Source organism: Pseudomonas sp. FYR_5, assembly GCF_043106315.1.
GTDB classification, from domain to species: Bacteria; Pseudomonadota; Gammaproteobacteria; order Pseudomonadales; family Pseudomonadaceae; genus Aquipseudomonas; species Aquipseudomonas putida_Y.
Window position 1 is genome coordinate 36,986 of the sequence record NZ_JBICMK010000082.1, and the last position, 24,661, is coordinate 61,646.

A 24,661-nucleotide genomic window follows, 5' to 3' on the forward strand; every position below is an offset into this window, starting at 1 on the left:
GTCAGGCCACCGCCCGCCACATGGCGCACAGCGGGTCGGCTTCGCCGGCCGGCTGGCACAGTTGCACGGCCGCCAGTTGCGGCACGTCGCAGCGGCCCGGGGCATGCAGGTACACCCGTGGCAGGTGCTCGCCGTACAGCTCACAGGTACGCTCGATCAGTGCTTGCAAGGCCTGGTCGCTGTCAGCGCAGCCTTGTGCCAGCACTTGCTGCCAGGCACCGCCGGCGGCCAGCAGCAATACACTGCGGCGCGGCTCGGCCAGCACGAACAGGAAGTCACCCTGCTCCAGCTGTGACCAGCAGCGGTTGTAGGCAGCCATCAGGTATGGTTGCACCGAGCGCAGGCTCAGGCGGCTTTCCTGGCCCAGTGCCTGCAGCCGCCGCAGCAAGGCTTCGGGCAGCGCCGTGGCGATGCGGGCGGCACCGGCAGGCTCCGGTGACAGCACGATGCGCCAGTCGTCCAACGGCTGCCCGTAGAGGTTTTCGAAGCAAGCGCGGGCATAGGCGTCCAGCTCGCGAGGGTGGCCGATGGCGTCACTCCAGGGCACCAGGCAGAAACGGCTGTAGCGGGCGGACAGCAGCACCCGCAACTGGGCACCCCGCACCGCATGCTCGGCCAGCAGCGCGGCCAACCCGTCGACGGCAGCATCCCAGGCCGGTTGGGTGGCGTCGCTGCTGAACGCGCGGCTGCCCAGCCATTGGTGGTGGTTCTTGTGCCAGCGACCCAGGCCGACACCCTCGGCGCCCAATACGGCGCAGTAACGGTCAGATGAATGTGACACGGTTGATCTCCTCAAGGGTGGTGCGGCCATCGCGGACCAGGTCCAGGGCCGAGGCCCGCAGCAGGCGCAGGCCGCGCTGACAGGCAAGCGTCTTGATCTGCGCCAGCGGGCGGCGCTCCACGATCATTTGTCGCAGGTCATCATCCAGGTGCAGCAGTTCGGCAATCGCACTGCGGCCGCGGTAACCACTGCCACGGCAATGGCCGCAGCCCTTGACGCGGACGAACGTCCAGCCGGCCACCCCCTCGCGGGTCAGGCCTGAGCCATACAGGGTGTCGTCATCGTGTTCACAGGGCGTGGCGCAGTGCGGGCAGGCCAGGCGAATCAGGCGCTGGGCCAGCACCGCGTTGAGCGCGGAAACGAAGCTGTAGGGGTCGACCTGCATCTGGCTGAAGCGGCCAATCACGTCGAACACGTTGTTGGCGTGGATGGTGGTGAACACCAGGTGGCCAGTGAGCGCAGATTGCACGGCAATCTGGGCGGTGTCAGGGTCACGGATTTCGCCGACCAGGATCTTGTCCGGGTCGTGACGCAGGATCGAGCGCAGGCCGCGGGCGAAGGTCAGGCCCTTCTTCTCGTTGACCGGGATCTGCAGGACGCCGGGCAGTTGATACTCGACCGGGTCCTCGATGGTGATGATCTTGTCCATGCCATGGTTGATCTCGCTGATCATGGCGTACAGGGTGGTGGTCTTGCCGCTGCCTGTAGGGCCGGTGACCAGGATCATGCCGTAGGGTTCTGCCGCCAACCGACGCAGGGCGCGCAAGGTCTCGTCGGCAAAGCCCAAGGCTTGCAGTTGCACGCCGCTGACCCGGTCGGACAAGTCCTGCTTGTCGAGCACCCGCAGCACCGCATCTTCACCGAAGATGCTAGGCATGATCGACACCCGGAAGTCGATTTGCCGGTCGCCCACGGCCACCTTGAAGCGGCCGTCCTGGGGCACGCGTTTTTCGCCGATGTCCAGCTCGGCCATGACCTTGATACGTGAGATCACCTGGTCGGCGAAGGCGCTGCCACTGGCCTTGCCTGCACCGTTGAGCACGCCGTCGATGCGGTACTTGATGGTCAGGCCCTGGCCGGTCATGCCCAGGTGGATGTCGCTGGCGTGCAGCTTGAGGGCGTCGTACAGGGTGGAGTTGACCAGCTTGACCACGCGGCTCTGATCTTCGCTGATACTGGCCAGCGACAGGCGTTGCAGCGGGTCGCTTTCGCTGCTGGCTTCAGCGTCGTGGTCAAGGGCATCGACAGCGTGGAAGCTTTCTTCATGACGGGCCAGGAAGGTGGCCAGGTCGGCGGCGTGGGCCAGGTAAAGCGGCGCGCCTTGCAGTACGTCGTCGATCCAGGCCAGGCGAGCGGGATCGAAGGGGTCGGCGAACACGCCCAGCAACTGGCCGCCCTCTTCGATCAGCACACATTCGCGCTTGAGGCACTGGGCCAAGGCCACCTTGTCGAAGCGTGGGGTGCTGGCCAGCAGGCTGTGGCTGTCGAGTACCGGATAATGCAGGGTCAGGCCCAGGCGCCGGGTGAAGGTGTCGGGGGTGTCGCAGGCCAGGCGTTCCAGGCAGTCGAGCAGGCGCTCGTCAGTGGCTTGCAAACGGGCCTGGGCCAGCAGTTCGCGGGGGTAGGCGGAAATTTTTGCTGGGTTCTTCGCGGGCATGCCCGCTCCCACAGGTACATCACAGGTCTGTGGGCTGCATACATCCTGTGGGAGCGGGCATGCCCGCGAAGACATCGGTGCAGGCTTTGCAGATTCCGGGGTTGCATCGAATGCTTCTGGCATGGCCTGCGACTCCGCTCAGGGGCGCGTCGCAGGCTGGCTCGGCCAGGGGTGCGGGCGCCGCTATTCCCCTGTGAGCAGTTGATCGTCGTCGGGCTCCGGTGGCTTGGCGCCATTACGGCGGCGGTCGGCCAGCACCCAGCTTCCATCGTACAACTGCAGGGGGAACGATTCGTTCCTGTTCTGGCGTCGTTCGACGAACCCTTCGGCCGGGTTGTCCGTGGCCCTGCGCCGGCGCTCGATGCCCAGCAGGTCGAAGATCGCACGCGCCAGTTCCACCAGTGGGAACGGCTTGAACAGGACGTGACTCACACCGAGTTCGGCGGCCCGCTCACGCACCTCGACGGTGGGGTGGGCGGTGATCAGCACGAAGTGGCATTGCCTGTTCTTGCGTACAGCCTCCAGCACCTGAAAACCTTCCATGTCGGGCAGGCGGTAATCCAGCACAACTACTTGCGGTGCCAGGCTTTCAGCCTGTTCGATACCACTGGCACCGTCGTGGGCAACATGAACTTCCAGGCCTTGCGCCTGCAGATACGCTTGCAGGTTCTGCGCAAGAGTCTGTTCGTCATCGACTACCAATACTCTGTTCACCAAGGTCGACTCCCAAATACTGCCCGGTTCCCCGGTCTGCGAAGTACGCCCTTGTAAAGACTTGAGCAGGCTTCGTGCCAGGCGTGAATAGTCATGTTGCACCACTGTAAGCCACTGATTTTACTAGGGTGCCGGCCAGTAACCGACATACGCTGAGCAGGCGCACCCCACCCGTTCCCCACAAGCGGGGAAAATGATGGCATATTGCCAAACCTTAATTCCCCAGCATTGGGGCAAGCGCCATCAACGGGCTCAGTCGGCGATTTCCACTTTAGCGGACTCGCGCAAACGTTGGCGCACGGATTGGCGCGCCTGCGCCTCCCGCTGACCGATGAGCGTTGCCCTGGCCAAGGCCAGGCCTTGCTCGCGTATGACCGATGGATTATCACTTTGGTTCTGCGCTCCTTGCAGCCTCTCCTGATTGGCATCATAAAATGCCTCCACTTCGCCCTGGCTCGGCGCGTCGACTGCGCTGAGCAGGGCGTACACTTGCTGTGCCGCCATCTCATGCCGGGTGTATTCAGTGTACTGCGCCCTGTCGAAGCCCGCCTCTGCCAGCCGCCTTTCGAATAGCGCCGGGCTGCCAAATGCCGCTTCGATCTCGCCAACCTGCGCCGACACTTGTTCATCGCTGACAGCAATGCCTTGGCGTTGCGCTTCCTGCCACAACAGCTCCTTGTCGATCAGCTCGTCCAGCGCCTGGTCACGCAGGCGTTTATACAGGCCTGGGTTGCGGATGCTGGTCACCGCCCGCCCCTGGGCGTCCAGGTACTCGCTGAAGTAGCGTTCCAGGCGCATCAACCCGATCTCGACACCATTGACCCGCGCCGCCGGCACATCGGCCCAGCTCGCCCTGGTCAGCACCAGCAACAGGCACAACCACAGGATACGCATGACAACCTCCGCTCAAGGGCTGACCGGCACTGGCCGGTAGGGGCTGACCGAAGTAAAGCGCGGCCCGGGCAGGGCCACCGCCACCACATGGGCACCTGCCATGCCCTGGCGGCGACCAGGGCCAAAGCCCAGTGCCGGGGTCAGGCCGGTGGGCACATCGTGCAGGCCTTCGAGCGCAGCGATCAGTTGCTCGCGGCTGGCATCACGACCAATCTGCTTCAGCGCTTCGCTCAGCAGGCGCAACGCGCACAGCGTATTGACCTGCAACGACGCCTGGCGCGGGTCCAGGCCCTGGCGCTGCTGAAGCCCGGCGAGCGCAGCCAGGCCTTGCTCGGTCCAGTCCTCAGGCACGTAGGGGTAGGCCAGAAACAGCCGCTGCGACCACTGCGCCGGCAATCGCGCCACAGCGCCGGCTACCTGACTGGAGGCGGCGAACAGGTAGGGCTCGCGGCCGGCCTCCTGCAACGCCGCCGCCAACTCGGCAAAGGCCTGGGCGCGGCCAAGAAAGACGATGCCCTGCCCGTCCACGGCCTGGCCGTCGAAAGCCAGGATAGCGGGTGGCGCCCAGCCCTGCTGTCGTAAGCGCTCGCGTACCTGCTCGGCCAAGGCTGCGTGTTCGTTACCGGCAAACACTACACGTAACTCATCCGGTGCCAGGCCCAGCGCTCGACGGGCATGCTCCGCCAGGCTCAGCAACTGCTCGGGCAAGCCGGGTAGCGGGTCGAAGATCTGTTCGCTGCCGCCGCTGCGTGGGGTGCTGCCGACCATCGGCACGTTCTGTGGCGCCAACAAGGTCGTCAGGCGCAGGTCCAGCATGGGCGCCAATGGCGCGATCAGGGCGAACACCCGCTTTTGCTCGAGCAACTGTTGCAGGGCGCGTTCGGCATTGACCGGGTCGGAACCTGGGTCTAGTACGACCAGTTCCAGGCGCCGCCCGTGAATGCCGCCTTGCTGATTGAGTTGATCCACGCCGTCTTCCAGCACGGCACGCACTACCTGCCCGGCTTCGGCCAGCGGACCGCTCGCGGGCAGCAGGGTGCCAAGGCGCAGCACGCCCTCCTCCACACCAGGGTCGCGTTCTTGGGCCAGGCGTTTGAGATAGGCGGTGAGGTTGCGCTGGTCGGCCAAGGTCAGTTCGAAGCGTGGCATGGCCGGGTCCAGGCGATTGCCAGCCGGGTCAATACCCTGCTGGATGGCCCGCGCCAGGCTGCTGTCGGTATAGGCCGGGTAGCGACGGCCGTTGGCCTCGCGCAGGCCCTGGCCGAGTGCCAGGCGTTGCCAGTCGAGGCCGGGGGGGCGCACACCGCCTTCGGCACGGCCACGGCCATCGTTGCCGTGGCAACTGGCGCAGGGCAGCACGCTGGCGGGGACTGTGATGTCGCTGGCGCCCACCCGGGCTTGCAATTGAGCATCGCTACTGGAAACGCCCTCGCGGTAAAGGCGTTTGCCGGCTTGTTCGTGGTCGGTCAGGTTCAGGGCCAAGGCTGAGGTCGAAGATGCCATGCCAAGCGCGCATGTGAGCCAAATCGCAAGCCCTGTGGGAGCGGCCTTGCGTCGCGAAAGGGCTGCGCAGCAGCCCCGGCAGTGGCAGCTCAAGCGCAGAAAGAGGGGAGCGCTGCGCGCTCCTTTCGCGACGCAAGGCCGCTCCCACAACAGCTGATGCCACAGACGCCAATTCCCCAGGCGGCCCATGATACTCACCGACCTGCCAGTGGCTGAGTCAGCAGCTGCATGCGCTGGGCAATCGCCGCTGGCGGTGCATCCGGGCGAATCTTGCTCCAGCGTTTACCTGCAACATCACCGGCAATCAGCTGCGTCGAATGCTGCTCGGGACTCGGCAGGAACTGCCCTATACGGCCAAGCACCAAGTCGACGTTGGCCTTGTCGCCGGTCAGGAACAACCAGTTCGGCCCCTCCACCCCCTGCTTGGCGGCGAACGCCTTCAGCACCTCGGGGGTGTCGTTCAGCGGGTCACTGCTGATCGACACGAAGGTCACCTGGCCGGCCAGCGCTGGCCCCATGGCCTCACGCACCTCGCGCAGCTTGCGGGTAATCAGCGGGCAGGCATCGGTGCAGTGGGTGAAGATCACGTTGAGCATCACCACCTTGTCCTTGAGCACGTCACTGTAAAAGCGCAGCTCGCGGCCATTCTGGTCCTTCAACACGGTGTCGGTGAACCACGTCTTGGCGTCGCGGGTACCGCCACCACTGGCCATCGCCTGCGGTGCCGGCTGCGGCTCCGGGGGTTGCGGCGCATGGCCTTCGTGGGCGAACGCCACCGACGTGAGGATCCACAGGCAGCTACCCAGCACCAGCCAGTCGAAAGCACGCATGCCAGCGCGGTGGGCGGTTGCAGTGCTCATGGTTGCACCTCGTGATGGTCGGCGATGGCGGTGCTCTTGGCATGTACCCGGCGCGCACTGAGGCGGTTGATCTCTTCGATCAAGACAGCCGGGTCGGTGAAGCCGTAGTAACGCGTCCAGTGCCCGCTACGCCCGTCACCCACCAGTATCAGCGGTGGGTGCTGGCTAAGGTCGGCGTTGAAGCTGCCCAGCCCCTTCAGGGTTTCGGTGATGGCGTACGGGGTACCAGTCAACCAGCTCCAGCCCGGCCCCTTCTGGAATGCCTTGGCATAATGTTGCAGGCGCTTGGCGTCGTCACGCTGGGGGTCGACACTGATCGACACCATGCGGACCTCCTCGCCTACCCGGCCACCCAGTTGCTGCTGGACCTTGCCCATGATCGACGACACCACCGGGCATACCGTGGTGCAACTGGTGTAAATGAAGCCCATGACCACCAGATGGTCATCCACCAGGTCTTTCTCCAGGCGTACCGGCATGCCGTCCTGGTTCAGCAGCGAAACATCGGCAAAGCGCACGCTGGTCTTTTCCTGATGCGCCGCCGGCGGTTGTCCGGCGTGACCGTCATGGTCGTGACCGGCGTGGGCCATTACCAGGTTGCTGGCAAATGCCAGACTCAGGGCCAACAGTGTGCAAGCATGCTTGGCGTTCATCGCACATTCCTCACGTCAGTCTGGGAAGCATTGGTTGCAGCAGCCGGCAGAACGCGCAGGCTGGTGTAGTTTTCTTCGGCAAACTTGCGCCCCAACGAGGGCGACTGCACATGCAGGTACCAGGCACCGGCCTCAGGCAAGTTCAGCGCCGCCTGGTAGACCCCCTCGCCCACCTCTTGCAGCTGCAGGTTGCGCGGCATCGACGATGGCGCCAGGAAGTAGCGCAGGCTCAGGTCGTTCAGGCCCAGGCGCGGCTGCCCGTCGTCACCGACAATCCGCACTCGCGCAGTGAAGTCGCTGTGCTGCGGCAGCGGCTGGTCGAGGCCGATGAACTCGGCACGCGCGCCTTTGGGTTTGCTGGCATTGGCCCCTGCGGCCACCTCGGTGCTGAAGCAATGAATGATTTGCGGCTGGTTGAGCAGGAAGGCAACGTCGAACTTGCCGGCAGCGGGCAGCTTCACCGTCGAGCCATACACCCCAGGTGCCACTTCGCGCAGGCTGCGGTCAACGACGAGGGCGGCGCGGGCCTGGTGGCCGCGGTTGTTGTAGCCGGACATCGGCGCATTCATGCCTTCGGTGTAGAAGTAGGTGTTGTTGTCCACCGGGTTGACCACGAACACCGAATTGTCATCACGCGATACCGACAGCCCTTGGGCCAGTGGCAGGTCACCGGCCTGGCGCGGCGCTGCCGGGCCGGCCTCGAAGCTTTGCACGATTGGCGAGCGCCCCTCTCCCAGGCTGGCCAGATTGATCATGCTCACTCTCGGTGAGGCCAGGCCCCGCACATAGGCATAGCCTTTGGTGAACGTCAGCTGGTACGGTTCGGCCGCCACCGGAACGTGGTGGATCAGTTTGTCGGTACTGGCGTCTATGACCAGGGCCTGGTTCTCCAACGTATTGAGCACGATGCCGTAGCGGCCATCCTGACTGAAGCGCATCGGCCCCAGGCCTTGCTCGGCCTGGACCGTGTGGCGCAACTGGTGGCTGCGGGCATCGAACACCCTTACGCTGCCCTCCTCGCCATCGACCACGTACACGGCCTGGGACAGCGCCGAATAGCTGACCGACAGCGGGTGCGGGCCCACCTTGATGGTCTTGGCCAGGCGCATTTCCGGGATGCCGATGACGCTCAGGGTGCCGTTGTCGCGATTGCTGACGTAGGCGTAGCGCGAGTCGGCGCTGAAGGCGATTTCGTGGTGCCCGGTTCCGGTGTTGAAGTGTTTCAGGACGCTGCGCCCCGGCACGTCGATCACTGTTACCCCGCCTTTGGCCGGGTCGCTGCTGTTGTTGCCGACCCACAGCCGAAGCTGGTCCGGCTGCAGGGCCACGCGCAGCGGCTGGTCACCGGCATCCAGGTCGGCCACGCGGGTGAAGGTCTCGGTATCGATCACCGAAACCTTGCCCCGCTCTGGTATCGACACGAAAACCTGCTTGTCATCGCTGATGGCCGCCCAGTCCATGGGCCGGCCTGGCAGCTCGATGCGGGCCATGGTGCTGGTCACGCCGCCCACCGACACCGTCGGGTCGATCACGGTGAGGCTGGCGTCATTGTTCAACATCAGCAAGAAGTAGCTGTTCAGGTCGAGCAGCGGCCGGGCCCCAATGCTGCTCTTGAGAAACAGCGCCACACGCGCCTTGCAGCTCTGCTCGCGGTCCCCCGCCGGGGCCGACTGCACCGGGTCGATCCAGGCCCCCGGGGCCATGCCCGACAGCGGTTGACCACTGGTCTGGTCGCTGAGCTTGAAGCGGATGTTGGCGAAATCGCCCTCCTTCAGTTCCCCTCCGGCCAATGGCCGGGCCTCGAACTCCACGGTTACGCCGTCCCGGCTGAGCCGGTGCAAGGCCTGCGGATTGGCCCGCTCCTGCAACAGCTCGCGCGGGTCGCACCATAGCTTTTCGTACGCCACGCCCAGGCCGATCAGCGCTACCCCCAACACTACCCCCAGGTAAGCAGGGCGAGTCTTTTTGTTCATGCTCGCGTTCCCCTTCCGTCACTGCGCCGGGGCCGTTGCCGGCGGCGCTTCGTTGGTCACCCGCAAGATCCCCCACAGCCCCGAAAGGTTGCCGTAGGCGGCGTAGTCGCGGAACAGGTAGTCACCCGCCACCGCGTTGGCACCGCCGGCACTCGGCAGCATGAAGCTGAAGTGCGCTGCTGGCAGTACGCTTTCCTGCGCGCCGATGTACATGGCCATCGGGTTGTAGCCAAAGCGCACCGAACCGATACCGGGCATGCTCATCGGGTAACCGTCCGCATCGCTCTTCTCGGCCTGGTAGTTGTGCAGTGGCCATACGTGCCCGTCCAGTTGGTAGACCATGCCGCGGCTGCCACCACTGGGCATCACGATATGGTTGCGCACCGGTTGCCCAGGCTTGGCGTACAGCACCGGGGTTTGCGGGTCGCCACCGACCAGGGCGTTGGCGTAGGCCATGTGGGCGTTGGGTACATCACCAAAGCCCAGGCCATTGGCGCGGCCGAATGGCGAGTCGGGCGCCATGCCGAAGCGCAGCCACAACGGTTCGGTCTTGTAGTTGACCGCCATGTTGCCGTTGTCTTGCGGGTCACCGGCAGCGCCGTTGCCTTCGACATTGATACCTTCTACCGGACGACCGTCGGCCCAGCGCATGTTCAGTGCGCGCTGCCACACTGTGACGAAGTCGCGGTAGTCCGGCTGGCCACTGACCTTCACCGTGGCCTGGGTACGGGTCGCAGTATCCTCGGTCCAGGTGGCGGTTTGCGGCAGGATGCTCATGGCACCCACCAGACCTTTCTGCGGCTGTTTGATGAAGTCTGACGGGGTCAGGTTGAGGCCACCGAACTCGATAGGCGTGGTCTTGATGTTGTCCACTGTGCGGCCCAATTGCGACACCGGTTTGCCTTCACGCTCCAGGTGGCCGGCGTAGTACTGATACTCCTTGGTCGGGTAAGCGCCGCTGGTGCCGGCACGCGGTGGCACGGTCTGCACCGGGTTCAGGCCAACGTTGGCACCGTCGGACTTGGTGATGTCGTAGGCCAGCAGTTGCGCATGCAGGCCCACGTGGCTGGACGGCCGCATCAGGTTGTTGGCAAAGGCGGTGGAGCCTTCGCTGTCGAAGCGGTCACGTTTGACCACGTTGTGCATTACTGCAGTGCTCGACAGGTCTGGCATCACCAGTGGCAAGCGGTTCTCCAGGGTGATACTGATGCAGTCGCCGGCATTGGCGCGCAGTACCAGGGGCTCTACCGGGACACCCGGCTTGAGCTTACCGGTGGTGGCATCGAGGTCAGCCTTGCGCACGTACAGGATCGCGGTCGGGTCATGCAGCGGCGCACTGTGGCCACCGATGGTGAAGGTCGCCCCATCTTCAGGGTCTACCCCACTGACCAGCGGGATGGCGGTTTTGCGGCTGTTGAACACCAGGGTGCCACCGTCGGCCTTGAGCGCGCCGCCGACATGCTGGCCGATGCCCGCCGGGTCATTGATGCTGACGCCGTTACGGTTTTCGAGGATGTCGTTGGCCAGCGCAGCGACGATCTCGTAGTTGCGCTTGACCGTAGTGCGGGTGCCAATGCCGTTGGGGTTGGCCGTGGTTTTCGGGCAGATGCCGTTAAAGTTCACGGTGTTGCGCATGGCCACCGGCTGCGGGTTGTTGGGCAGCGGGAACAGGTCGGCACGCTGCGCGGTGTAGTTGCGCATGATGCCCCAGATACCGTTCCAGTAGCCTTCCAGGGCGGCGTCCAGCGAGTACAGGTAGTCGCCGTTGGTGGCTGCCGAACTGGAGATCATCGACACCGGCGCCATGAAGCCCAGCTGCTCGGAGATGCCGATCATTTGCGACGACTTCCAGCCCGAGTTGGAGCTGCTACCGAAGCCAGAACCGTTCTGCAGCCATTTCACGCCGTGCAGGGTGACGTTGTGCTCCTCTTCGTGGCCTCCGGCGTGCATGCGCAGGCGCACGTTGTCACCGGAGTAGGTACGCAGCAACGGGGTGAACGGGTCGCCCGGCTCGGCGCCAGCCGTGTTGATATGTGGCGGGAACAGCGTGGTGCCGCCGGTGGGGCCGACCGCTGAGGTGATCGCCGATGGCGACAGGTTCATCGCCGGGATAGCGCGGTCGGTACGGGTTTGCAGGGCATAGCTGAGGTCGCCGGCCAGGCCGTCGGCCTGCATGCCACGCTTGCCGTCCGGGCCAACCTTGTTCGGGTCATACACGCGCAGGGCCAGGGGCTCGTTACGGTAGTTGACGACGAACATCCCCGGGTCATCCACCGAGATCGCCTGCGGGCATGGCCGGCTTGGGCAGCCAGGGTTGATCCCACCACGTTCCTCGACGATGGCCTCAAGCAGGCTCGACGCCTTGCCACGCACGGGCGGGTTGATGGCGTAGCGGAAGCTGTCGGCGGTGGCCGGGTACGACTGGGCATTGGGAATGCCGTCCGGCCCGGCACCAACGTACACGCCGGCTTCATAGGCATGCTGGAAGTCGCTGTACTCCAGGAAGAACTCGCGGTAGCTGTCGTTCTTGCCGTCGCCATCGTGGTCGCCGGTCTGGATCACCGCCTGCCACGAGGTCGGGCCGCCGTCCTGGCGCGTGGCCGGGTTGTACAGCTGCTCGCCGGTTTCGGCGTGGTACCAGGTGGAGCCGGCCGGTTCGGCCAGCACGGTGGCATACAGGCCCACTTGCTGGTGGGTCGATGGGCCAAGGTGGTCATGGGTGAAGATGGTGCCCAGGCCACGGTCGACGTTATGCACGTTCACCAGCGGGTCGGCGAACCAGCGCTGCATGGCTGTACGTGCGCCCAGCCAGTCGGCGCGGCCAAAGCGGCCGAAGTACGGGTGCTGCCTGGCTTTCGGGCAGGCAGCGGTGCCATCGCGGCTATCCCCTTCGGTGCAACCGTTGTAAGTGCGAATGGCATGCACACGCTCGACCACGCTACCGGGCGAAAGAATGCCGTCTTCGTAGTTCCAGCCGTTGGCCGAGCCGTCGGCGGCGGTCAGGTCCCATTTGGGCAGGTGGATGTGCTGGCCGATCACGTCGGTCGGGGTGCGCACCTGGTAATCGTCCATCTCATAGATGTTCGGGATCAGGTTGGTGTGCTGGTACATCGCGCAGTCGAAGGTGTTCATGCGCATCACCAGCGGCTCTGGCGGGCGCTGCTTGGTAATGACCGGCCAGGCGTCCTCCCACAGGGCGATGATGCGTGCCTGCGGGAAGTGGTAGCCCACTTTGTTGTACACCGCGTCGAACTGGATATTGGCCCCTTTGTAGATGCGTGGGCGGTCGGCAGTGAAGGCCGAGGCGCCACGGAAGTTCACACCCGTCAGGCTCTCTCCACTGTTGAACTCACCGACCCCGGAGGACTGCGTAAGGCGTTTTCCACGGTCATCCATGCAGGGCTCGTAGTACGGCGCACCCGCAGTCGGCAAGGCGCCGTTGGTGCGGAACGCCTTGGCCACTGGCTGGTTACCGGGGATCAGTGCATAGCTGGGGTGTTCACCCATGGCGTGGAACTGCATGGCTGCCTGCTCGACATCGGTGCCCTCTTCAGGCAGGTAGATGGGCTTGGCCTTGTGCACGACCTTGGTGAAGTCCAGTTTGGTGGTGGTGGTATCCGCTACACCACCGGCGGACACACCGTCCAGTGCATGGCGGCCAAGGCCGCCGTCCCAGCCATCGACCTGGTTCGCATCCAGGTTGGCCCACAGGGCTTTACCGCTGTCTTTCAGTTGCCGGGCCAGGGCCGGGTCGAGCATGTCCAGGGGCGGGGTTGGCGGGCGATTGCCGACGCTGCTTTCCATACCGCCGATCCAGAACGGGTAGCCTGGGTTTTTCAACGTGCCGTCGGCGTTGCGGTTGGCCTCGGTGCGGTCGACCAGCGCCAGCGAGCCCACGGCCTTGCGCACGGGCGCCTCACTGGCGTAGTCGTCATCATCCTCGTCTTCGTGGTCATCATCGTTGGCGGCAACCAACGCCTCGGAGAGCTTGGGCACGACCACGACTTTGCCGGGCATGGGCGCCATTGCCTTGCCGGGCAACGGCACGATGGCCGGAATAGGCGTACCGGCAATGATCTCGCCATCGGGCAGGGCCCGGGCGCCAACGGCCGGCTTACCGCTGCGCAGGGCGAACGGGGTACTGTGGAAGCCATTCTCGCCCTGCCCGCTTACCTCCAGGCGCGTGCCTTCTTCGAACACGTCATGTACCCGCCACATGGCCCACATGCCCTGGGCGAAGTGCGGGTAGAAGTGACAGTGGTATATGGCATCACCGGCAACACGGTTGCGGTTGCCCGATCCACCGTTGGCGATTTCGTAGGTGTAGCCGACGCCAGCGCCGATGCCTTGGGCATCGATGTAGTCGGAGTTGTCGTCATTGGGGTTGAACAGCCACTGGTGGCCGTGCAAGTGGAAGATGTGCTGCTCGTGCCCGTTGTGGGTGTTGCGGAACTTGGTGAAGTCACCGATATAGCTGTGGTGCACGTTGGCAGGCTCTGAGGGGTAAAGGGCCATGCTGGCCTTGACCCCGACGGCACTGGCCGGCGGCACTTCGCCCGGGCGGATGTGTTCCAGGCCGACGTTTGCCGGTACATCCACCAGGGTGCCGATATCGCCAACCGTGTGGGCGCTGAGGAAGAACTCTTCATAGGCGCACGACAGGCAATCGTGCATCGGGCCCACCCCCAAGCGGTTGGCCACCACTTCGGCGCCCATGCCACCAGAACCGTAATTGATCATGAACGAATCGCGCGTAGGCTCCAGCACATGGCCCATCACCGGGTCGGCCCAGTAGCCAGGGAAGGCTTGGGTACCGGCAACCTCGTCGGCGAACTGCGAGGCGAAATCACGGAACGCCTCCAGTCGGTTGGGCAGCGCCGGGTTGCGTTTGCCCGTGCTTTCCAGCGGGTAAGTAGAGCTGGGGAAGCTGCCGTCGGGGTTGGGCCCCATGACGATGGCATCGGTCTCGCTGCTGATGATCTCGTTGCCGTTGACCATGGCAATGATCGGCTTGCCGGCCTTGCCTTCGGCGATCCACGGCTCGACCTGCGGATAACGGGCTTCGTAGTCGATCACGGGCTGGCCGGTGGCGGTTCGACCGGTGGTGGCCAGGCGCATTTCTTCTTCAGTGAGGGTATTGCGGTAGGTACGGCCCAGTTTGGGCACCACTACCACCTGGCCGAACAGGCCATTGGAAACGTTGCCCGCCGTACCCTCGCCGCCGAATGTAGCGGCTTTGCTGGTGGCGGCAAAGGCGCCTTCGCGCTCGGCATACAAGGTGTAGCTGCGGGTGCTGCCGGGGCTGACGAAGAAGTTGCCGTTGCGCCCGGTATAGGCGGAAATATCGGCAATGCTGTTCACCGCCTGCATGCCGTTGACCTGGAAGCCGACCATGCGCTCGGCCACCTGCTCGTCGGCGACAAAGCCTTCGCCGCCTTCGTTTTCAACCTCCGGCCCCTCTTCCTCACCCTCGGGCTCTTCGGCCTCGATGCCGTGCTTGTTGGGGTTCGCCTTGTAATCCAGCAGGTTGGTCAGGTTGACCGTGAGGCAGTCACCGGCCGCCACGCGCAGCACGATAGGCCGCGGGCGCTTGTCCGGGCGCAGGGTGACCTTGCCCGGCACGGCGGCCCCGCCCATGCTCAGCGGGACGAGCTTGTCGTCCACCACATCCTCGCGCAGGGCAAACATCATGCCGTTGGCGTTCTGCGCGCCTAGGCGGTTGAACATCAGTGGCTGATCCAGTGCCACCACGTTGGCGACCAGGGTGCGCTGGCACTGCACAGCCGCCTCGCTGGTTGCTTCCCAGCCAAGCAAGGCCAGTACGAGTGATGACACGATGGGGCCTTTGAGCGGCGTCGACATGCTGCACCTCCGGGACACAGGATCTCTGCGGGGAGCTGGAGCAAGGTGTGTGCCAGAAGAAAAATTTCATATCCGTCAGCAACTTGCGATGTCAACCGAATCAGGTTGGGGAGGATCCCCCAGCGGGTTCCCCCGAATCGGGGGGCGAAATCCCGTGAGGGTAAAGGCTACGCCACAGGCGCGCGCTGGCCTCGCACAAGGTAAAAACGCACGGTACCCTTGCACAATTGTCGATTGTACAAGGCAAATTCGCATGCCAGGATCCAGCGATCCTCCAGCGAACTCCAGACTTCACTTGGAAAATCAATAACAAAGCAGGGAGAACGCAATGACTGCGCACGCTCATACCCCGGCAGCAACCGACCACGTACTGGCCGAGGTCCGCAACCAGATCGGCCACCTGACCCTGAACCGCCCGGCCGGTCTCAATGCCCTGACCCTGGACATGGTGCGCAGCCTGCGTCAGCACCTGGATCAGTGGGCCGACAACCCGCACGTGCACGCCGTGGTCCTGCGCGGCGAAGGCCCCAAGGGGTTCTGTGCCGGTGGCGACATCCGCTCGTTGTACGACAGCTTCAAGGCCGGCGACACGCTGCATGAAACCTTTTTCGTCGAAGAGTACGCCCTCGACCTGGTCATCCACCGCTACCGCAAGCCAATACTGGTGGTGATGGACGGCTTCACCCTCGGTGGCGGCATGGGCCTGGCCCAGGGCTGCGACCTGCGCGTGGTCACCGAGCGCAGCCGGCTGGGCATGCCCGAGGTCGGCATCGGCTACTTCCCGGACGTAGGCGGTAGCTACTTCCTCTCGCGCATCCCCGGCGAGCTGGGCATCTACCTGGGTGTCAGCGGTGCCCAGATCCAGGCGGCCGACGCCTTGTATTGCGGCCTGGCCGACTGGTACCTGGCCAGCGACCAGCTCGCCGCCCTCGACCAGGGCCTCGACCAGCTCGACTTCAGCGACCACCCGCTGAAGGACCTGCAAAACCTGCTGGCCAGGCTCGGTACCCAGGTACTGGACGATGCGCCACTGGAAAAGTTGCGCCCGGTCATCGACCACTTCTTCGCCCTGCCCGACCTGCCAGCCATCGTCGAGCAACTGCGTGCGGTGAGCCTTGGCGACAGCCACGCCTGGGCGGTGGCCACCGCCGATCAGCTGGAAACACGCTCGCCTCTGGCCATGGCGGTTACGCTGGAGATGCTGCGCCGAGGGCGCGAGCTGGGCATTGACGACTGCTTTGCCATGGAACTGCACCTGGACCGCCAGTGGTTCCAGCACGGCGACATCATCGAAGGCGTGCGTGCCCTGATCATCGACAAGGACAAGCAGCCCCGCTGGAACCCGCCGACCCTGGCCGCGCTGCAAAGCCAGCGGGTCGAACAATTCTTCGAAGGCCTGTGAGCCCGGGAGTACACAGATGCAAGACCTCGAACTGAGCGAAGAACAGATCATGATCCGCGACATGGCCCGGGACTTTGCCCGTGGCGAGATCGCACCCCATGCCCAGGCCTGGGAAAAGGCCGGCTGGATCGATGATGGCGTGGTGCGCAAGATGGGCGAACTGGGCCTGTTGGGCATGGTGGTGCCAGAGGACTTCGGCGGCAGCTACACCGACTATGTCGCCTATGCCCTGGCCGTGGAAGAGATCGCCGCCGGCTGCGGCGCCACCGGGGCGATGATGAGCATCCACAACTCGGTAGGTTGCGGCCCGCTGCTGGCCTACGGCACCGCCGAACAGCAACAGCAGTGGCTGCCACGCCTGGCCAGCGGCGAGGTGATTGGCTGCTTCTGCCTGACCGAACCACAGGCTGGCTCCGAGGCGCACAACCTGCGCACCCGCGCCGAACTGGTGGATGGCCAGTGGGTCATCAACGGTGCCAAGCAGTTCGTCAGCAATGCCCGCCGTGCCGGCCTGGCGATCGTCTTCGCAGTGACCGACCCGGAGCTGGGCAAGAAAGGCCTGTCGGCGTTCCTGGTGCCCACCGACAACCCTGGGTTCAAGGTTGACCGCAGCGAACACAAGATGGGCATCCGCGCCTCCGACACCTGCGCGGTCACTTTCGACAACTGCCGCATTCCTGCCGCCAATATCCTCGGTGAGCGTGGCAAGGGCCTGGCCATTGCCCTGTCCAACCTCGAAGGCGGCCGTATCGGCATTGCCGCCCAGGCCTTGGGCATCGCCCGCGCTGCATTCGAAGCGGCGCTGGTCTACTCACGTGAGCGCATACAGTTTGGCAAGCCGATCAATGAACACCAGAGCATCGCCAACCTGCTGGCCGACATGCAGGTGCAGGTGAACGCCGCACGTTTGCTGATCCTGCATGCCGCCCGCCTGCGCAGCGCCGGCAAGCCGTGCCTGTCGGAAGCGTCACAGGCCAAGCTGTTCGCTTCGGAAATGGCCGAGCGGGTGTGCTCGATGGCAATCCAGGTGCATGGTGGGTACGGTTATCTGGAAGACTACCCGGTGGAGCGCTATTACCGGGATGCGCGGATTACGCAGATCTATGAAGGGTCGAGCGAGATCCAGCGCATGCTGATTGCACGGGAATTGAAAAACTATCCGCTGTAACGCAAAGGCAGCGCGGTTTTTGGGGGAGCGGGCGACGCGGTGGATGGCACCGGCTTTGCCGGTGTTCGCGGGCGCGCCCGCTCCCACCGGGATGTATCAGCGGCAAACTTCTCGCCTCAGCGCCAATACCGCGTATCATCCACCACCCTGGCATGCCCCTCGAACAGCGCCGGCAGTTGCTCCTTGAGGTAATCGATCCAGGTGCGCACCTTGGCGTCCAGGTAATGGCGTGACGGATACATCGCATACAGCGCACTTTCCCGCAGCCGATACGGTGCCAGCAACCGGCACAAGCGCCCCTGCCCGATCGCCTGGCTGGCGGTGTAGAACGGCAGCAGGCCTATGCCCATGCCCAGCTCGCTGGCCACCAGCATGGCGTCGGCGACGTTGGTAGAGAAACTGTCGTTCGGGGCAATCACGCACTGGTCAACCCCTTGCGGGAACACCCAGTCACCTTCGTACATCGGGTAAGCCATGCGCAGGCAGCGATGGCCGTGCAAGTCTTCGGGGCGCTCCGGTACACCGTGGGTATCCAGGTAACCGGGGGCCGCGCAGGGGATGCTGAAAATGTTGCCCAGTGGCACAGCGATCAGTTGCGAATCCGGTAGCGCACCGTCCACGGTGATCACCACGTCATGCCCTTCTGCCAGTGGGTCGGGGTTGCGCTGCGACAGCGTCAGCTCGATCACCACTTCCGGGTAAAGCATGTTGTAGCCGGCCACCAGCGGCATCAGCAACAGCCCCATGCCGTGTGGGCAGTGCAAACGCAGATGGCCGCGAGGCGTGAGGTGCGCCCCTCGCGCTTCGCCCACGGCTTCTTCGGTCAGCAGCATGATCTGCCGCGCACGCTCCAGAAACCGCTCACCCGCCTCGCTCATGCGCAAGCGCCGGGTGGTGCGGTGCAGCAGGCGGGTCTGCAGCTGGTTCTCCAGCTCGGCAACGATGCGCGAAACCTGCGCTGCAGAAATATCCAGAGCATTGGCAGCTGCAGCAAAGCTGCCACATTCCACCACACGGGTGAAGGTACGCATGGCATGCAGCATGTCCATGAAGGGGTGCTCCTTATTGTTGCGTCAAAAGCAGGAATCTATCACGGTTTAGCCCATTTATTGTGGATGACCAATGAATAGATCATTAGCCATCCATTAAAAAAGGAGCCTGTCATGAAACGCTCGATCGCTGTCCTTGCCATTGCCGCTGCCTTCGCCTCGTTCGGTGCTTTTGCCGATGCCGGCAACAACCAGCCAGTCAGCAGCCAATATGAATACGGCATGCCGCTGGACGTGGCCAAGGTCATCTCCATCACCCCGGCCAGTAACGCCGCCGACTGCCAGGTGGGCACCGCACACATGGTGTACGTCGACCATCAGGGCCAGAAGCGCGAAATCGACTACCGGGAAATGGGCAACTGCTCGCAGCAGTGAATCAGGCCAGCACCTGGGTGATCCAGCCCACCTGCTGATTGAAATCGTCGATCTTCGCCTGAGGCACCGCATCGCGGGCCCGCTGGAAATTGGCCAGGGTCTGCTGCTTCTGCCGCAGCATGCGCCGCCACTTGACCACAAACGCCTCGCTTTTCTCCTGCATCAACACGGGGCCGAAGTACAGTTGTTCAGCGCTATACACCCCCCTGCCCGGCTCGGCGACGATGATCTCGTAATCGAAGCGGTTTTCCCGTAACAGCTCTTCGCTGACGATCTGGTAACCATTGCCCGCCAGCCACTGGCGCAGTTCGCGCTCACCGCCATTAGGCTGCAGTACCAGGCGCGTGACGCCGCCAAGGCGCTGCTTGCCGGCCTCGAGGATCTCGCACATGGTGTCGCCGCCCATGCCGCAGATGCTCACCACCGAGATACGGTCTTGCGGCTCGACCGCTGCCAGCCCATCGGCCAGGCGCACGGTGACCCGCTCTTGCAGGCCATTTTTGCGCACATTGCGCTGGGCCGAGGCGAACGGCGTCTGTGCCACCTCACCCGCTACAGCGGCCTCGAGCACGCCACGCAGCATCAAGGCCACCGGCAGGTAGCCGTGGTCCGAGCCAATGTCGGCCAAGCGCGCGCCCTGCGGTACATGGGCGGCCACGCGCTCCAGGCGCCTGGACAAAGTCTGTTCGTTCAACGTAAACCCCTGGTTTTGCAATCGGCCGCGATTCTGACGGCGAACGCCGCGCATTTCAAACGCCGAGGCACCCTCGACCGGGCCGGTGCGCTCGCGTAGGCTTGCCGTTTTCCTTCCGTTGCAAGGCAAACACACCATGGCAAATGCAGACATCATCTACACCCCGGACCCGGACGCCGAGTCGATTTCCTCGGACGTTGCCGAGTACAACGGCGTACTGGTCACCACGCAAATCCCGACCCACGCCGACGGCAGCCTGGAACTGGGCGGCATCGTCGAGCAGAGCGAATGCACCCTGCAGGCGCTGAAAGTGGCCCTGGAAAAGGCCGGCAGCGGTATGGACCGCGTGCTGCACCTGACCATCTACCTGACCGACATGGCCGACCGCGCGGCGTTCAACGAAGTGTACCAGCGCTTCTTCAGCAAGCCCTGGCCGGTGCGTGCGGCGGTGGGCGTGGCTTCGCTGGCATTTGAAGGCATGCGTGTGGAAGTGACGGCGATGGCTGCCAAGCGCTGAGCTGCGCTTGTCGGGGTGCGCAGCGCCCCCGACATCGTTGACTGACCGCAAAATCGCCGGGGCCGCTCTGCGGCCCGTTCGCGACCCAAAGCCGCTCCCACAGTTGCGCGTACTCCCAGCCGATCCCGCACCTCCCGGCACCCCAATGATGCCGCCAGCCCGTTTCACCGCTACAATGCCCGCCTAAACCGTGACAGCCCGAAAATATAACGACATGTCCCTTCCAAAGAATCACCTGGAACTGCTCAGCCCTGCCCGTGACGTGGCCATCGCCCGTGAAGCGATCCTGCACGGCGCTGACGCCATCTATATCGGCGGCCCGAGCTTTGGCGCGCGCCATAACGCCTGCAACGAAGTCAGCGATATCGCCGAACTGGTCGAGTTCGCCCATCGCTACCATGCACGCGTGTTCACCACCATCAACACCATCCTCCACGACAACGAGCTGGAACCGGCGCGCAAGCTGATTCACCAGCTGTACGATGCCGGCGTTGACGCGCTGATCGTGCAGGACCTCGGGGTGATGGAGCTGGACATCCCGCCGATCGAGCTGCATGCCAGCACCCAGACCGACATCCGCACTCTGGAGCGGGCCAAGTTCCTCGACCAGGCCGGGTTCTCGCAACTGGTACTGGCGCGGGAGCTGAACCTGCAGCAAATCCGCGCCATCGCCGCCGAAACCGATGCTGCCATCGAGTTCTTCATCCACGGCGCACTGTGCGTGGCGTTCTCCGGCCAATGCAACATTTCCCATGCGCAGACCGGCCGCAGCGCCAACCGCGGTGATTGCTCGCAAGCCTGCCGCCTGCCCTACACGCTGAAAGATGACCAGGGCCGCGTGGTTGCGTTCGAGAAACACTTGCTGTCGATGAAGGACAACAACCAGACTGCCAACCTGGCTGACCTGGTCGATGCCGGCGTGCGCTCGTTCAAGATCGAGGGCCGCTACAAGGACATGGGCTATGTGAAGAACATCACCGCCCATTACCGCAAAGAGCTCGATGCCATCCTTGAAGACCGCCCTCAGTACGCCCGCGCGTCCAGCGGCCGTACCCAACACTTCTTCCTGCCCGACCCGGACAAAACCTTCCACCGCGGCAGCACCGACTACTTCGTGACCGACCGCAAGGTCGATATCGGCGCCTTCGACTCGCCAACCTTCACCGGCCTGCCGGTGGGTGTAGTGGAAAAGGTCGGCAAGCGTGACATGCACGTGGTTACCGACGTACCGCTGACCAACGGCGACGGCCTCAATGTGCTGGTCAAGCGCGAAGTGGTGGGCTTCCGCGCCAACATCGCCGAACCGCGGGGCGAATTCGAAGAAGACGGCCACAAGCGCTACCGCTATCGCGTCGAACCCAACGAAATGCCCGAAGGCCTGCACAAGCTGCGGCCCAACCACCCGCTGTCGCGCAATCTCGACCACAATTGGCAACAGGCCCTGCAACGCACCTCCTCCGAACGCCGGGTCGGCGTGGAGTGGCACGCGGTCCTGCGCGAGCAGCGCTTGATGCTGACCCTGAGCAGTGAAGAAGGCGTGAGTGTGCAGGTGGCCCTGGACGGCCCGTTCGGCGTAGCCAACAAGCCGCAGCAGGCACTGGAGCAGCTGCACGACCTGCTCGGCCAGCTGGGCACCACCCTGTACCACGCCGACCACATCGAACTGGATGCCCCACAGGCGTACTTCATTCCCAACTCGCAGCTCAAGGCCCTGCGCCGCGAAGCCATCGAGGCGCTGACTGCAGCGCGTGTGCAGGCGCATCCGCGTGGCGGGCGCAAGGCCGAGAGCACACCACCGCCGGTGTACCCCGAGTCGCACCTGTCATTCCTGGCCAACGTATACAACCAGAAGGCCCGCGACTTCTACCACCGCCACGGCGTGCAACTGATCGATGCGGCCTATGAAGCCCACGAAGAACACGGCGAAGTGCCGGTGATGATCACCAAGCACTGCCTGCGCTTCTCCTTCAACCTGTGCCCCAAGCAGGCCAAGGGCGTGACCGGCGTGCGCACCAAGGTGGCACCGATGCAGCTGATTCAGGGTGACGAAGTGCTGACCCTGAAGTTCGACTGCAAGCCGTGCGAGATGCATGTGATCGGCAAGATGAAGAGCCACATCATCGACCTGCCGACCCCGGGCAGCGCGGTGGCCCAGGTGGTGGGGCATATCAGCCCGGAAGACTTGCTCAAGACCATCCCGCGCGGACCGCACTGAGTTCGCCTGGCAGGGCCTCTTCGCTACACGGGCTTGTGGTTCCCTGTAGGAGCGGCTTTAGCCGCGAATACGGTAGCCGAGACAACGGTGAACGGCAGGTGGAAATTGGCCAGCAGGCACGGCCCTTTCGCGGGTAAACCCGCTCCTACACAGGCTTGTTCCCTGTAGGAGCGGGTTTACCCGCGAATACGGTAGCCGCGACAATGGTGAACGGCGGGTGGACATTGGCCAGCAGGTCCGGCCCTTTCGCGGGTAGCCGCGAATACGGTAGCAGAGACAACGGTGAACGGCGGGTGGAAACTGGCTAGCAGGCCCGGCCCTTTCGCGGGTGAACCCGCTCCTACACGGGCTTGTGTAAGAGCGGCTTCAAAGAACGGCGCAAGCGTACCTCAGCAGCGCTCAGCGTATCTGGTGCTTGTGCAGCAAGCGGTAGAACGTCGGCCGCGAAACGCCCAGCACCTTGGCCGCCACGCTCAGGTTGTCGCTGTGCCGGTTGAGCACATCGCACAGCGCCTGCCGCTCGGCGCGGTGCTTGTATTCCTCCAGCGTGCCCAGCGGCTGTTGTTCCGGGTCGAGCAACTGCAACCCCAGGTCCTGCGCCTCGATCTGCCGCCCTTCAGCCAGCACCAGCCCGCGGCGTACACGGTTGGCCAACTCGCGCACATTGCCCGGCCAGTCATGCCGCCCCATCGCCGCCAGGGCATGGTCGCTGAACGACCGTGGCCGACGCCCGGTCTCCACGCTGTAGAAATGGGCAAAATGGTTGGCCAGCATCGACAGGTCACCATGCCGGTCGCGCAACGGCGCGGTCACCACCTGCAAGACGTTCAGGCGGTAATACAGGTCTTCGCGGAAACGCCCTTGCTCAATGGCCCGCTCGAGGTCCACATGCGTGGCCGCCAGCACCCGTACATCCACCGGTATTGGCTGGCTGCCACCCACCCGCTCGATGTGCTTCTCCTGCAAAAAACGCAGCAAGTTGGCCTGCAACTCCAACGGCAGGTCGCCGATTTCATCAAGAAACAACGTGCCGCCATCGGCCGCTTCGATACGCCCGGCCTTGCGCTGGTGGGCGCCGGTAAAGGCGCCCTTCTCATGGCCGAACAGTTCGGACTGGATCAAGTGCTCGGGGATCGCCCCGCAGTTGATAGCGATGAACGGCTGCTCGCTGCGTTGCGACTGGCGGTGCAGGGTGCGTGCCACCAGCTCTTTGCCGGTGCCGCTCTCACCGCGGATCAGCACCGGGGACTCGGTGGGTGCCAGTTTACCCAGCAACTTGCGCAACTCGCGGATAGGCCGGCTTTCGCCGAGCAATTCATGGGTCGTCTCATCGACCTTGACAGCCCCCTTGCCGCGCAGGCGCGCCATGCCGAAGGCCCGGCCCAGGGTTACCTGCACACGGGAGACGTCGAACGGCAGGGTATGGAAGTCGAAAAACCATTCACACACAAAATCGCCGAACGCCGGCATGCGCAGCTGATCGGCGCTGAGCACGGCAATCCATTCGGTGTTGCTGCGCTTGATCATGTCCTTGACCGCATCCGGGTGCCTCAGGTGCGAAGCCTGCAAGCGCAATAGCCCGACATCGCACGTGTGGTCCAGCGCAGCCCCGAGCAGACAGCTGTCCACATCCCAGCCTGCGTTGCGCAGGCCAGGTAACAAACGGTGGCAATCGTCGCAGGGGTCGACGATAAGCAAACGGCGTTGAGCGGCAGGCTGCTGCATGACCGGTCCTTGGCGCCAGTTTTTGGTTTTTTGAAGTAAAACAGCAAGTTGTGGCGCTCGTTTAACAGTAGCAACGAAGTTGACGGTTCCCAGTACCGTTTGTCTGCCGAATCATTTTTTTACAAACCACTACGGGAATTTTCGCACTTTATCGACATCACAAGGCGGCGCAGGCAAGAACAGCGGCGCCCCTGGAAAAAAATTTACAACCAATGTGTGACTTATCCACTAACAACGAGCATCAGTACACACAACCCCGCGCTGCACTTCGCGATACATGAGGCGACTTTGAAGCAACGCGGACTTCACTTCGATGTTTGGGACCATAGAGAGACCGAACCATGAATGCCCCGCTCCGTGTCAACGAAGCACTGCTGATTGCCGACCACGCCTTCGAACCGTTCCAGTGCGTAGCCTGGGATGCGCCCAACGGTACTGGTGAACTGAGCCTGGCAGTGATCGACCGGACCAGCACCCGCATCGGCGCCAAGCAAGTGTCGTCGCGCATCTACTCCGACCCGGCCCAATGGGCCAGCCTGATCGAAGAAGTGCGCGCCGAACTGTGTGAAAAAGGTTACGACCTGCAACCGTGGTCGATGCCAAAGTAATATCGGCTGGC

The 24,661-nt window shown here is 64.0% G+C and carries 18 protein-coding genes; 6 read left to right on the forward strand and 12 right to left on the reverse strand.

The annotated features are described in order from the left end of the window. Position 1: 1 nt before the first annotated feature. The 9 genes from ACF8RA_RS14135 to mnxG form a co-directional block, all read right to left on the reverse strand. On the reverse strand, positions 2-781 hold the full coding sequence (locus ACF8RA_RS14135) for a hypothetical protein (RefSeq protein ID WP_176683362.1): 780 nt from the start codon (positions 779-781) through the stop codon (positions 2-4). After that, entirely contained in the window at positions 765-2,438 is a 1,674-nt protein-coding gene (locus tag ACF8RA_RS14140) for a GspE/PulE family protein (protein WP_176683361.1), read from the reverse strand. Before ACF8RA_RS14140 ends, ACF8RA_RS14135 begins: the two co-directional genes overlap by 17 nt. A 183-nt stretch (positions 2,439-2,621) precedes the next feature. Further along, a complete protein-coding gene (locus tag ACF8RA_RS14145) occupies positions 2,622-3,155 on the reverse strand; it encodes a response regulator (RefSeq protein ID WP_176683360.1) in 534 nt (177 codons plus the stop codon). 249 nt (positions 3,156-3,404) lie between these two features. After that, positions 3,405-4,046 carry a SurA N-terminal domain-containing protein gene (locus tag ACF8RA_RS14150; RefSeq protein WP_176683359.1) on the reverse strand — a complete coding sequence of 214 codons (642 nt, stop codon included), beginning with the start codon at positions 4,044-4,046 and terminating at the stop codon, positions 3,405-3,407. A 12-nt stretch (positions 4,047-4,058) separates the two neighbouring features. Then, positions 4,059-5,549 carry an ABC transporter substrate-binding protein gene (locus tag ACF8RA_RS14155; protein WP_392519263.1) on the reverse strand — a complete coding sequence of 497 codons (1,491 nt, stop codon included), beginning with the start codon at positions 5,547-5,549 and terminating at the stop codon, positions 4,059-4,061. Positions 5,550-5,743: 194 nt separating this feature from the next. Further along, a complete protein-coding gene (locus ACF8RA_RS14160; RefSeq protein ID WP_176683357.1) occupies positions 5,744-6,409 on the reverse strand; it encodes an SCO family protein in 666 nt (221 codons plus the stop codon). Beyond that, positions 6,406-7,062, reverse strand: a complete 657-nt coding sequence (locus ACF8RA_RS14165; protein ID WP_176683356.1) for an SCO family protein — start codon at positions 7,060-7,062, stop codon at positions 6,406-6,408. Before ACF8RA_RS14165 ends, ACF8RA_RS14160 begins: the two co-directional genes overlap by 4 nt. Next, positions 7,059-9,035: a cytochrome D1 domain-containing protein gene (locus tag ACF8RA_RS14170; RefSeq protein ID WP_176683355.1), complete on the reverse strand. Its 1,977-nt coding sequence runs from the start codon at positions 9,033-9,035 to the stop codon at positions 7,059-7,061. Before ACF8RA_RS14170 ends, ACF8RA_RS14165 begins: the two co-directional genes overlap by 4 nt. Before the next feature lie 18 nt (positions 9,036-9,053). Continuing rightward, positions 9,054-14,897 carry a manganese-oxidizing multicopper oxidase MnxG gene (mnxG, locus tag ACF8RA_RS14175; protein ID WP_176683354.1) on the reverse strand — a complete coding sequence of 1,948 codons (5,844 nt, stop codon included), beginning with the start codon at positions 14,895-14,897 and terminating at the stop codon, positions 9,054-9,056. Between the two features lie 328 nt (positions 14,898-15,225). Between mnxG and ACF8RA_RS14180 the strand changes: the two genes are divergently transcribed. Continuing rightward, positions 15,226-16,299, forward strand: coding sequence for an enoyl-CoA hydratase/isomerase family protein (locus ACF8RA_RS14180; RefSeq protein WP_176683353.1), 1,074 nt, complete (start codon positions 15,226-15,228; stop codon positions 16,297-16,299). Positions 16,300-16,315: 16 nt separating this feature from the next. Next, the gene (locus ACF8RA_RS14185) at positions 16,316-17,467 is read left to right on the forward strand and encodes an acyl-CoA dehydrogenase family protein (protein ID WP_392519265.1); all 1,152 of its coding nucleotides are present in this window, start codon (positions 16,316-16,318) and stop codon (positions 17,465-17,467) included. Between the two features lie 116 nt (positions 17,468-17,583). On the opposite strand, the gene ACF8RA_RS14190 is transcribed toward ACF8RA_RS14185, so the two are convergent. Continuing rightward, on the reverse strand, positions 17,584-18,516 hold the full coding sequence (locus ACF8RA_RS14190) for a LysR family transcriptional regulator (RefSeq protein WP_339533515.1): 933 nt from the start codon (positions 18,514-18,516) through the stop codon (positions 17,584-17,586). Between the two features lie 114 nt (positions 18,517-18,630). On the opposite strand from ACF8RA_RS14190, the gene ACF8RA_RS14195 reads away from it, so the two are divergent. Continuing rightward, positions 18,631-18,891, forward strand: coding sequence for a DUF2790 domain-containing protein (locus ACF8RA_RS14195; RefSeq protein ID WP_003247932.1), 261 nt, complete (start codon positions 18,631-18,633; stop codon positions 18,889-18,891). 1 nt (position 18,892) lies between these two features. Here ACF8RA_RS14195 and ACF8RA_RS14200 read toward each other — a convergent pair whose 3' ends face one another. Next, positions 18,893-19,585: a tRNA (adenine(22)-N(1))-methyltransferase TrmK gene (locus ACF8RA_RS14200; RefSeq protein WP_339443877.1), complete on the reverse strand. Its 693-nt coding sequence runs from the start codon at positions 19,583-19,585 to the stop codon at positions 18,893-18,895. A 136-nt stretch (positions 19,586-19,721) separates the two neighbouring features. Between ACF8RA_RS14200 and ACF8RA_RS14205 the strand changes: the two genes are divergently transcribed. Together ACF8RA_RS14205 and ACF8RA_RS14210 are read left to right on the forward strand one after the other, a co-directional pair. Beyond that, positions 19,722-20,102 carry a RidA family protein gene (locus tag ACF8RA_RS14205; protein ID WP_003247927.1) on the forward strand — a complete coding sequence of 127 codons (381 nt, stop codon included), beginning with the start codon at positions 19,722-19,724 and terminating at the stop codon, positions 20,100-20,102. A 214-nt stretch (positions 20,103-20,316) separates the two neighbouring features. Next, positions 20,317-22,317, forward strand: a complete 2,001-nt coding sequence (locus ACF8RA_RS14210) for a U32 family peptidase (RefSeq protein ID WP_176683349.1) — start codon at positions 20,317-20,319, stop codon at positions 22,315-22,317. Between the two features lie 399 nt (positions 22,318-22,716). Here ACF8RA_RS14210 and ACF8RA_RS14215 read toward each other — a convergent pair whose 3' ends face one another. After that, positions 22,717-24,042: a sigma 54-interacting transcriptional regulator gene (locus ACF8RA_RS14215; RefSeq protein WP_392515356.1), complete on the reverse strand. Its 1,326-nt coding sequence runs from the start codon at positions 24,040-24,042 to the stop codon at positions 22,717-22,719. 341 nt (positions 24,043-24,383) lie between these two features. On the opposite strand from ACF8RA_RS14215, the gene ACF8RA_RS14220 reads away from it, so the two are divergent. Beyond that, complete coding sequence (locus ACF8RA_RS14220; protein WP_003247923.1) at positions 24,384-24,650, forward strand: hypothetical protein; 267 nt, start codon at positions 24,384-24,386, stop codon at positions 24,648-24,650. Positions 24,651-24,661 lie beyond the last annotated feature (11 nt).

Coding starts and splice junctions, on each gene's coding strand:
- ACF8RA_RS14140 (WP_176683361.1), bottom strand. CDS start 2,438: ATGCCCGCGAAGAACCCAGCAAAAATTTCCGCCTACCCCCGCGAACTG.
- ACF8RA_RS14150 (WP_176683359.1), bottom strand. CDS start 4,046: ATGCGTATCCTGTGGTTGTGCCTGTTGCTGGTGCTGACCAGGGCGAGC.
- ACF8RA_RS14155 (WP_392519263.1), bottom strand. CDS start 5,549: ATGGCATCTTCGACCTCAGCCTTGGCCCTGAACCTGACCGACCACGAA.
- ACF8RA_RS14160 (WP_176683357.1), bottom strand. CDS start 6,409: ATGAGCACTGCAACCGCCCACCGCGCTGGCATGCGTGCTTTCGACTGG.
- ACF8RA_RS14165 (WP_176683356.1), bottom strand. CDS start 7,062: ATGAACGCCAAGCATGCTTGCACACTGTTGGCCCTGAGTCTGGCATTT.
- ACF8RA_RS14170 (WP_176683355.1), bottom strand. CDS start 9,035: ATGAACAAAAAGACTCGCCCTGCTTACCTGGGGGTAGTGTTGGGGGTA.
- mnxG (WP_176683354.1), bottom strand. CDS start 14,897: ATGTCGACGCCGCTCAAAGGCCCCATCGTGTCATCACTCGTACTGGCC.
- ACF8RA_RS14180 (WP_176683353.1), top strand. CDS start 15,226: ATGACTGCGCACGCTCATACCCCGGCAGCAACCGACCACGTACTGGCC.
- ACF8RA_RS14185 (WP_392519265.1), top strand. CDS start 16,316: ATGCAAGACCTCGAACTGAGCGAAGAACAGATCATGATCCGCGACATG.
- ACF8RA_RS14190 (WP_339533515.1), bottom strand. CDS start 18,516: ATGGACATGCTGCATGCCATGCGTACCTTCACCCGTGTGGTGGAATGT.
- ACF8RA_RS14195 (WP_003247932.1), top strand. CDS start 18,631: ATGAAACGCTCGATCGCTGTCCTTGCCATTGCCGCTGCCTTCGCCTCG.
- ACF8RA_RS14205 (WP_003247927.1), top strand. CDS start 19,722: ATGGCAAATGCAGACATCATCTACACCCCGGACCCGGACGCCGAGTCG.
- ACF8RA_RS14210 (WP_176683349.1), top strand. CDS start 20,317: ATGTCCCTTCCAAAGAATCACCTGGAACTGCTCAGCCCTGCCCGTGAC.
- ACF8RA_RS14215 (WP_392515356.1), bottom strand. CDS start 24,042: ATGCAGCAGCCTGCCGCTCAACGCCGTTTGCTTATCGTCGACCCCTGC.
- ACF8RA_RS14220 (WP_003247923.1), top strand. CDS start 24,384: ATGAATGCCCCGCTCCGTGTCAACGAAGCACTGCTGATTGCCGACCAC.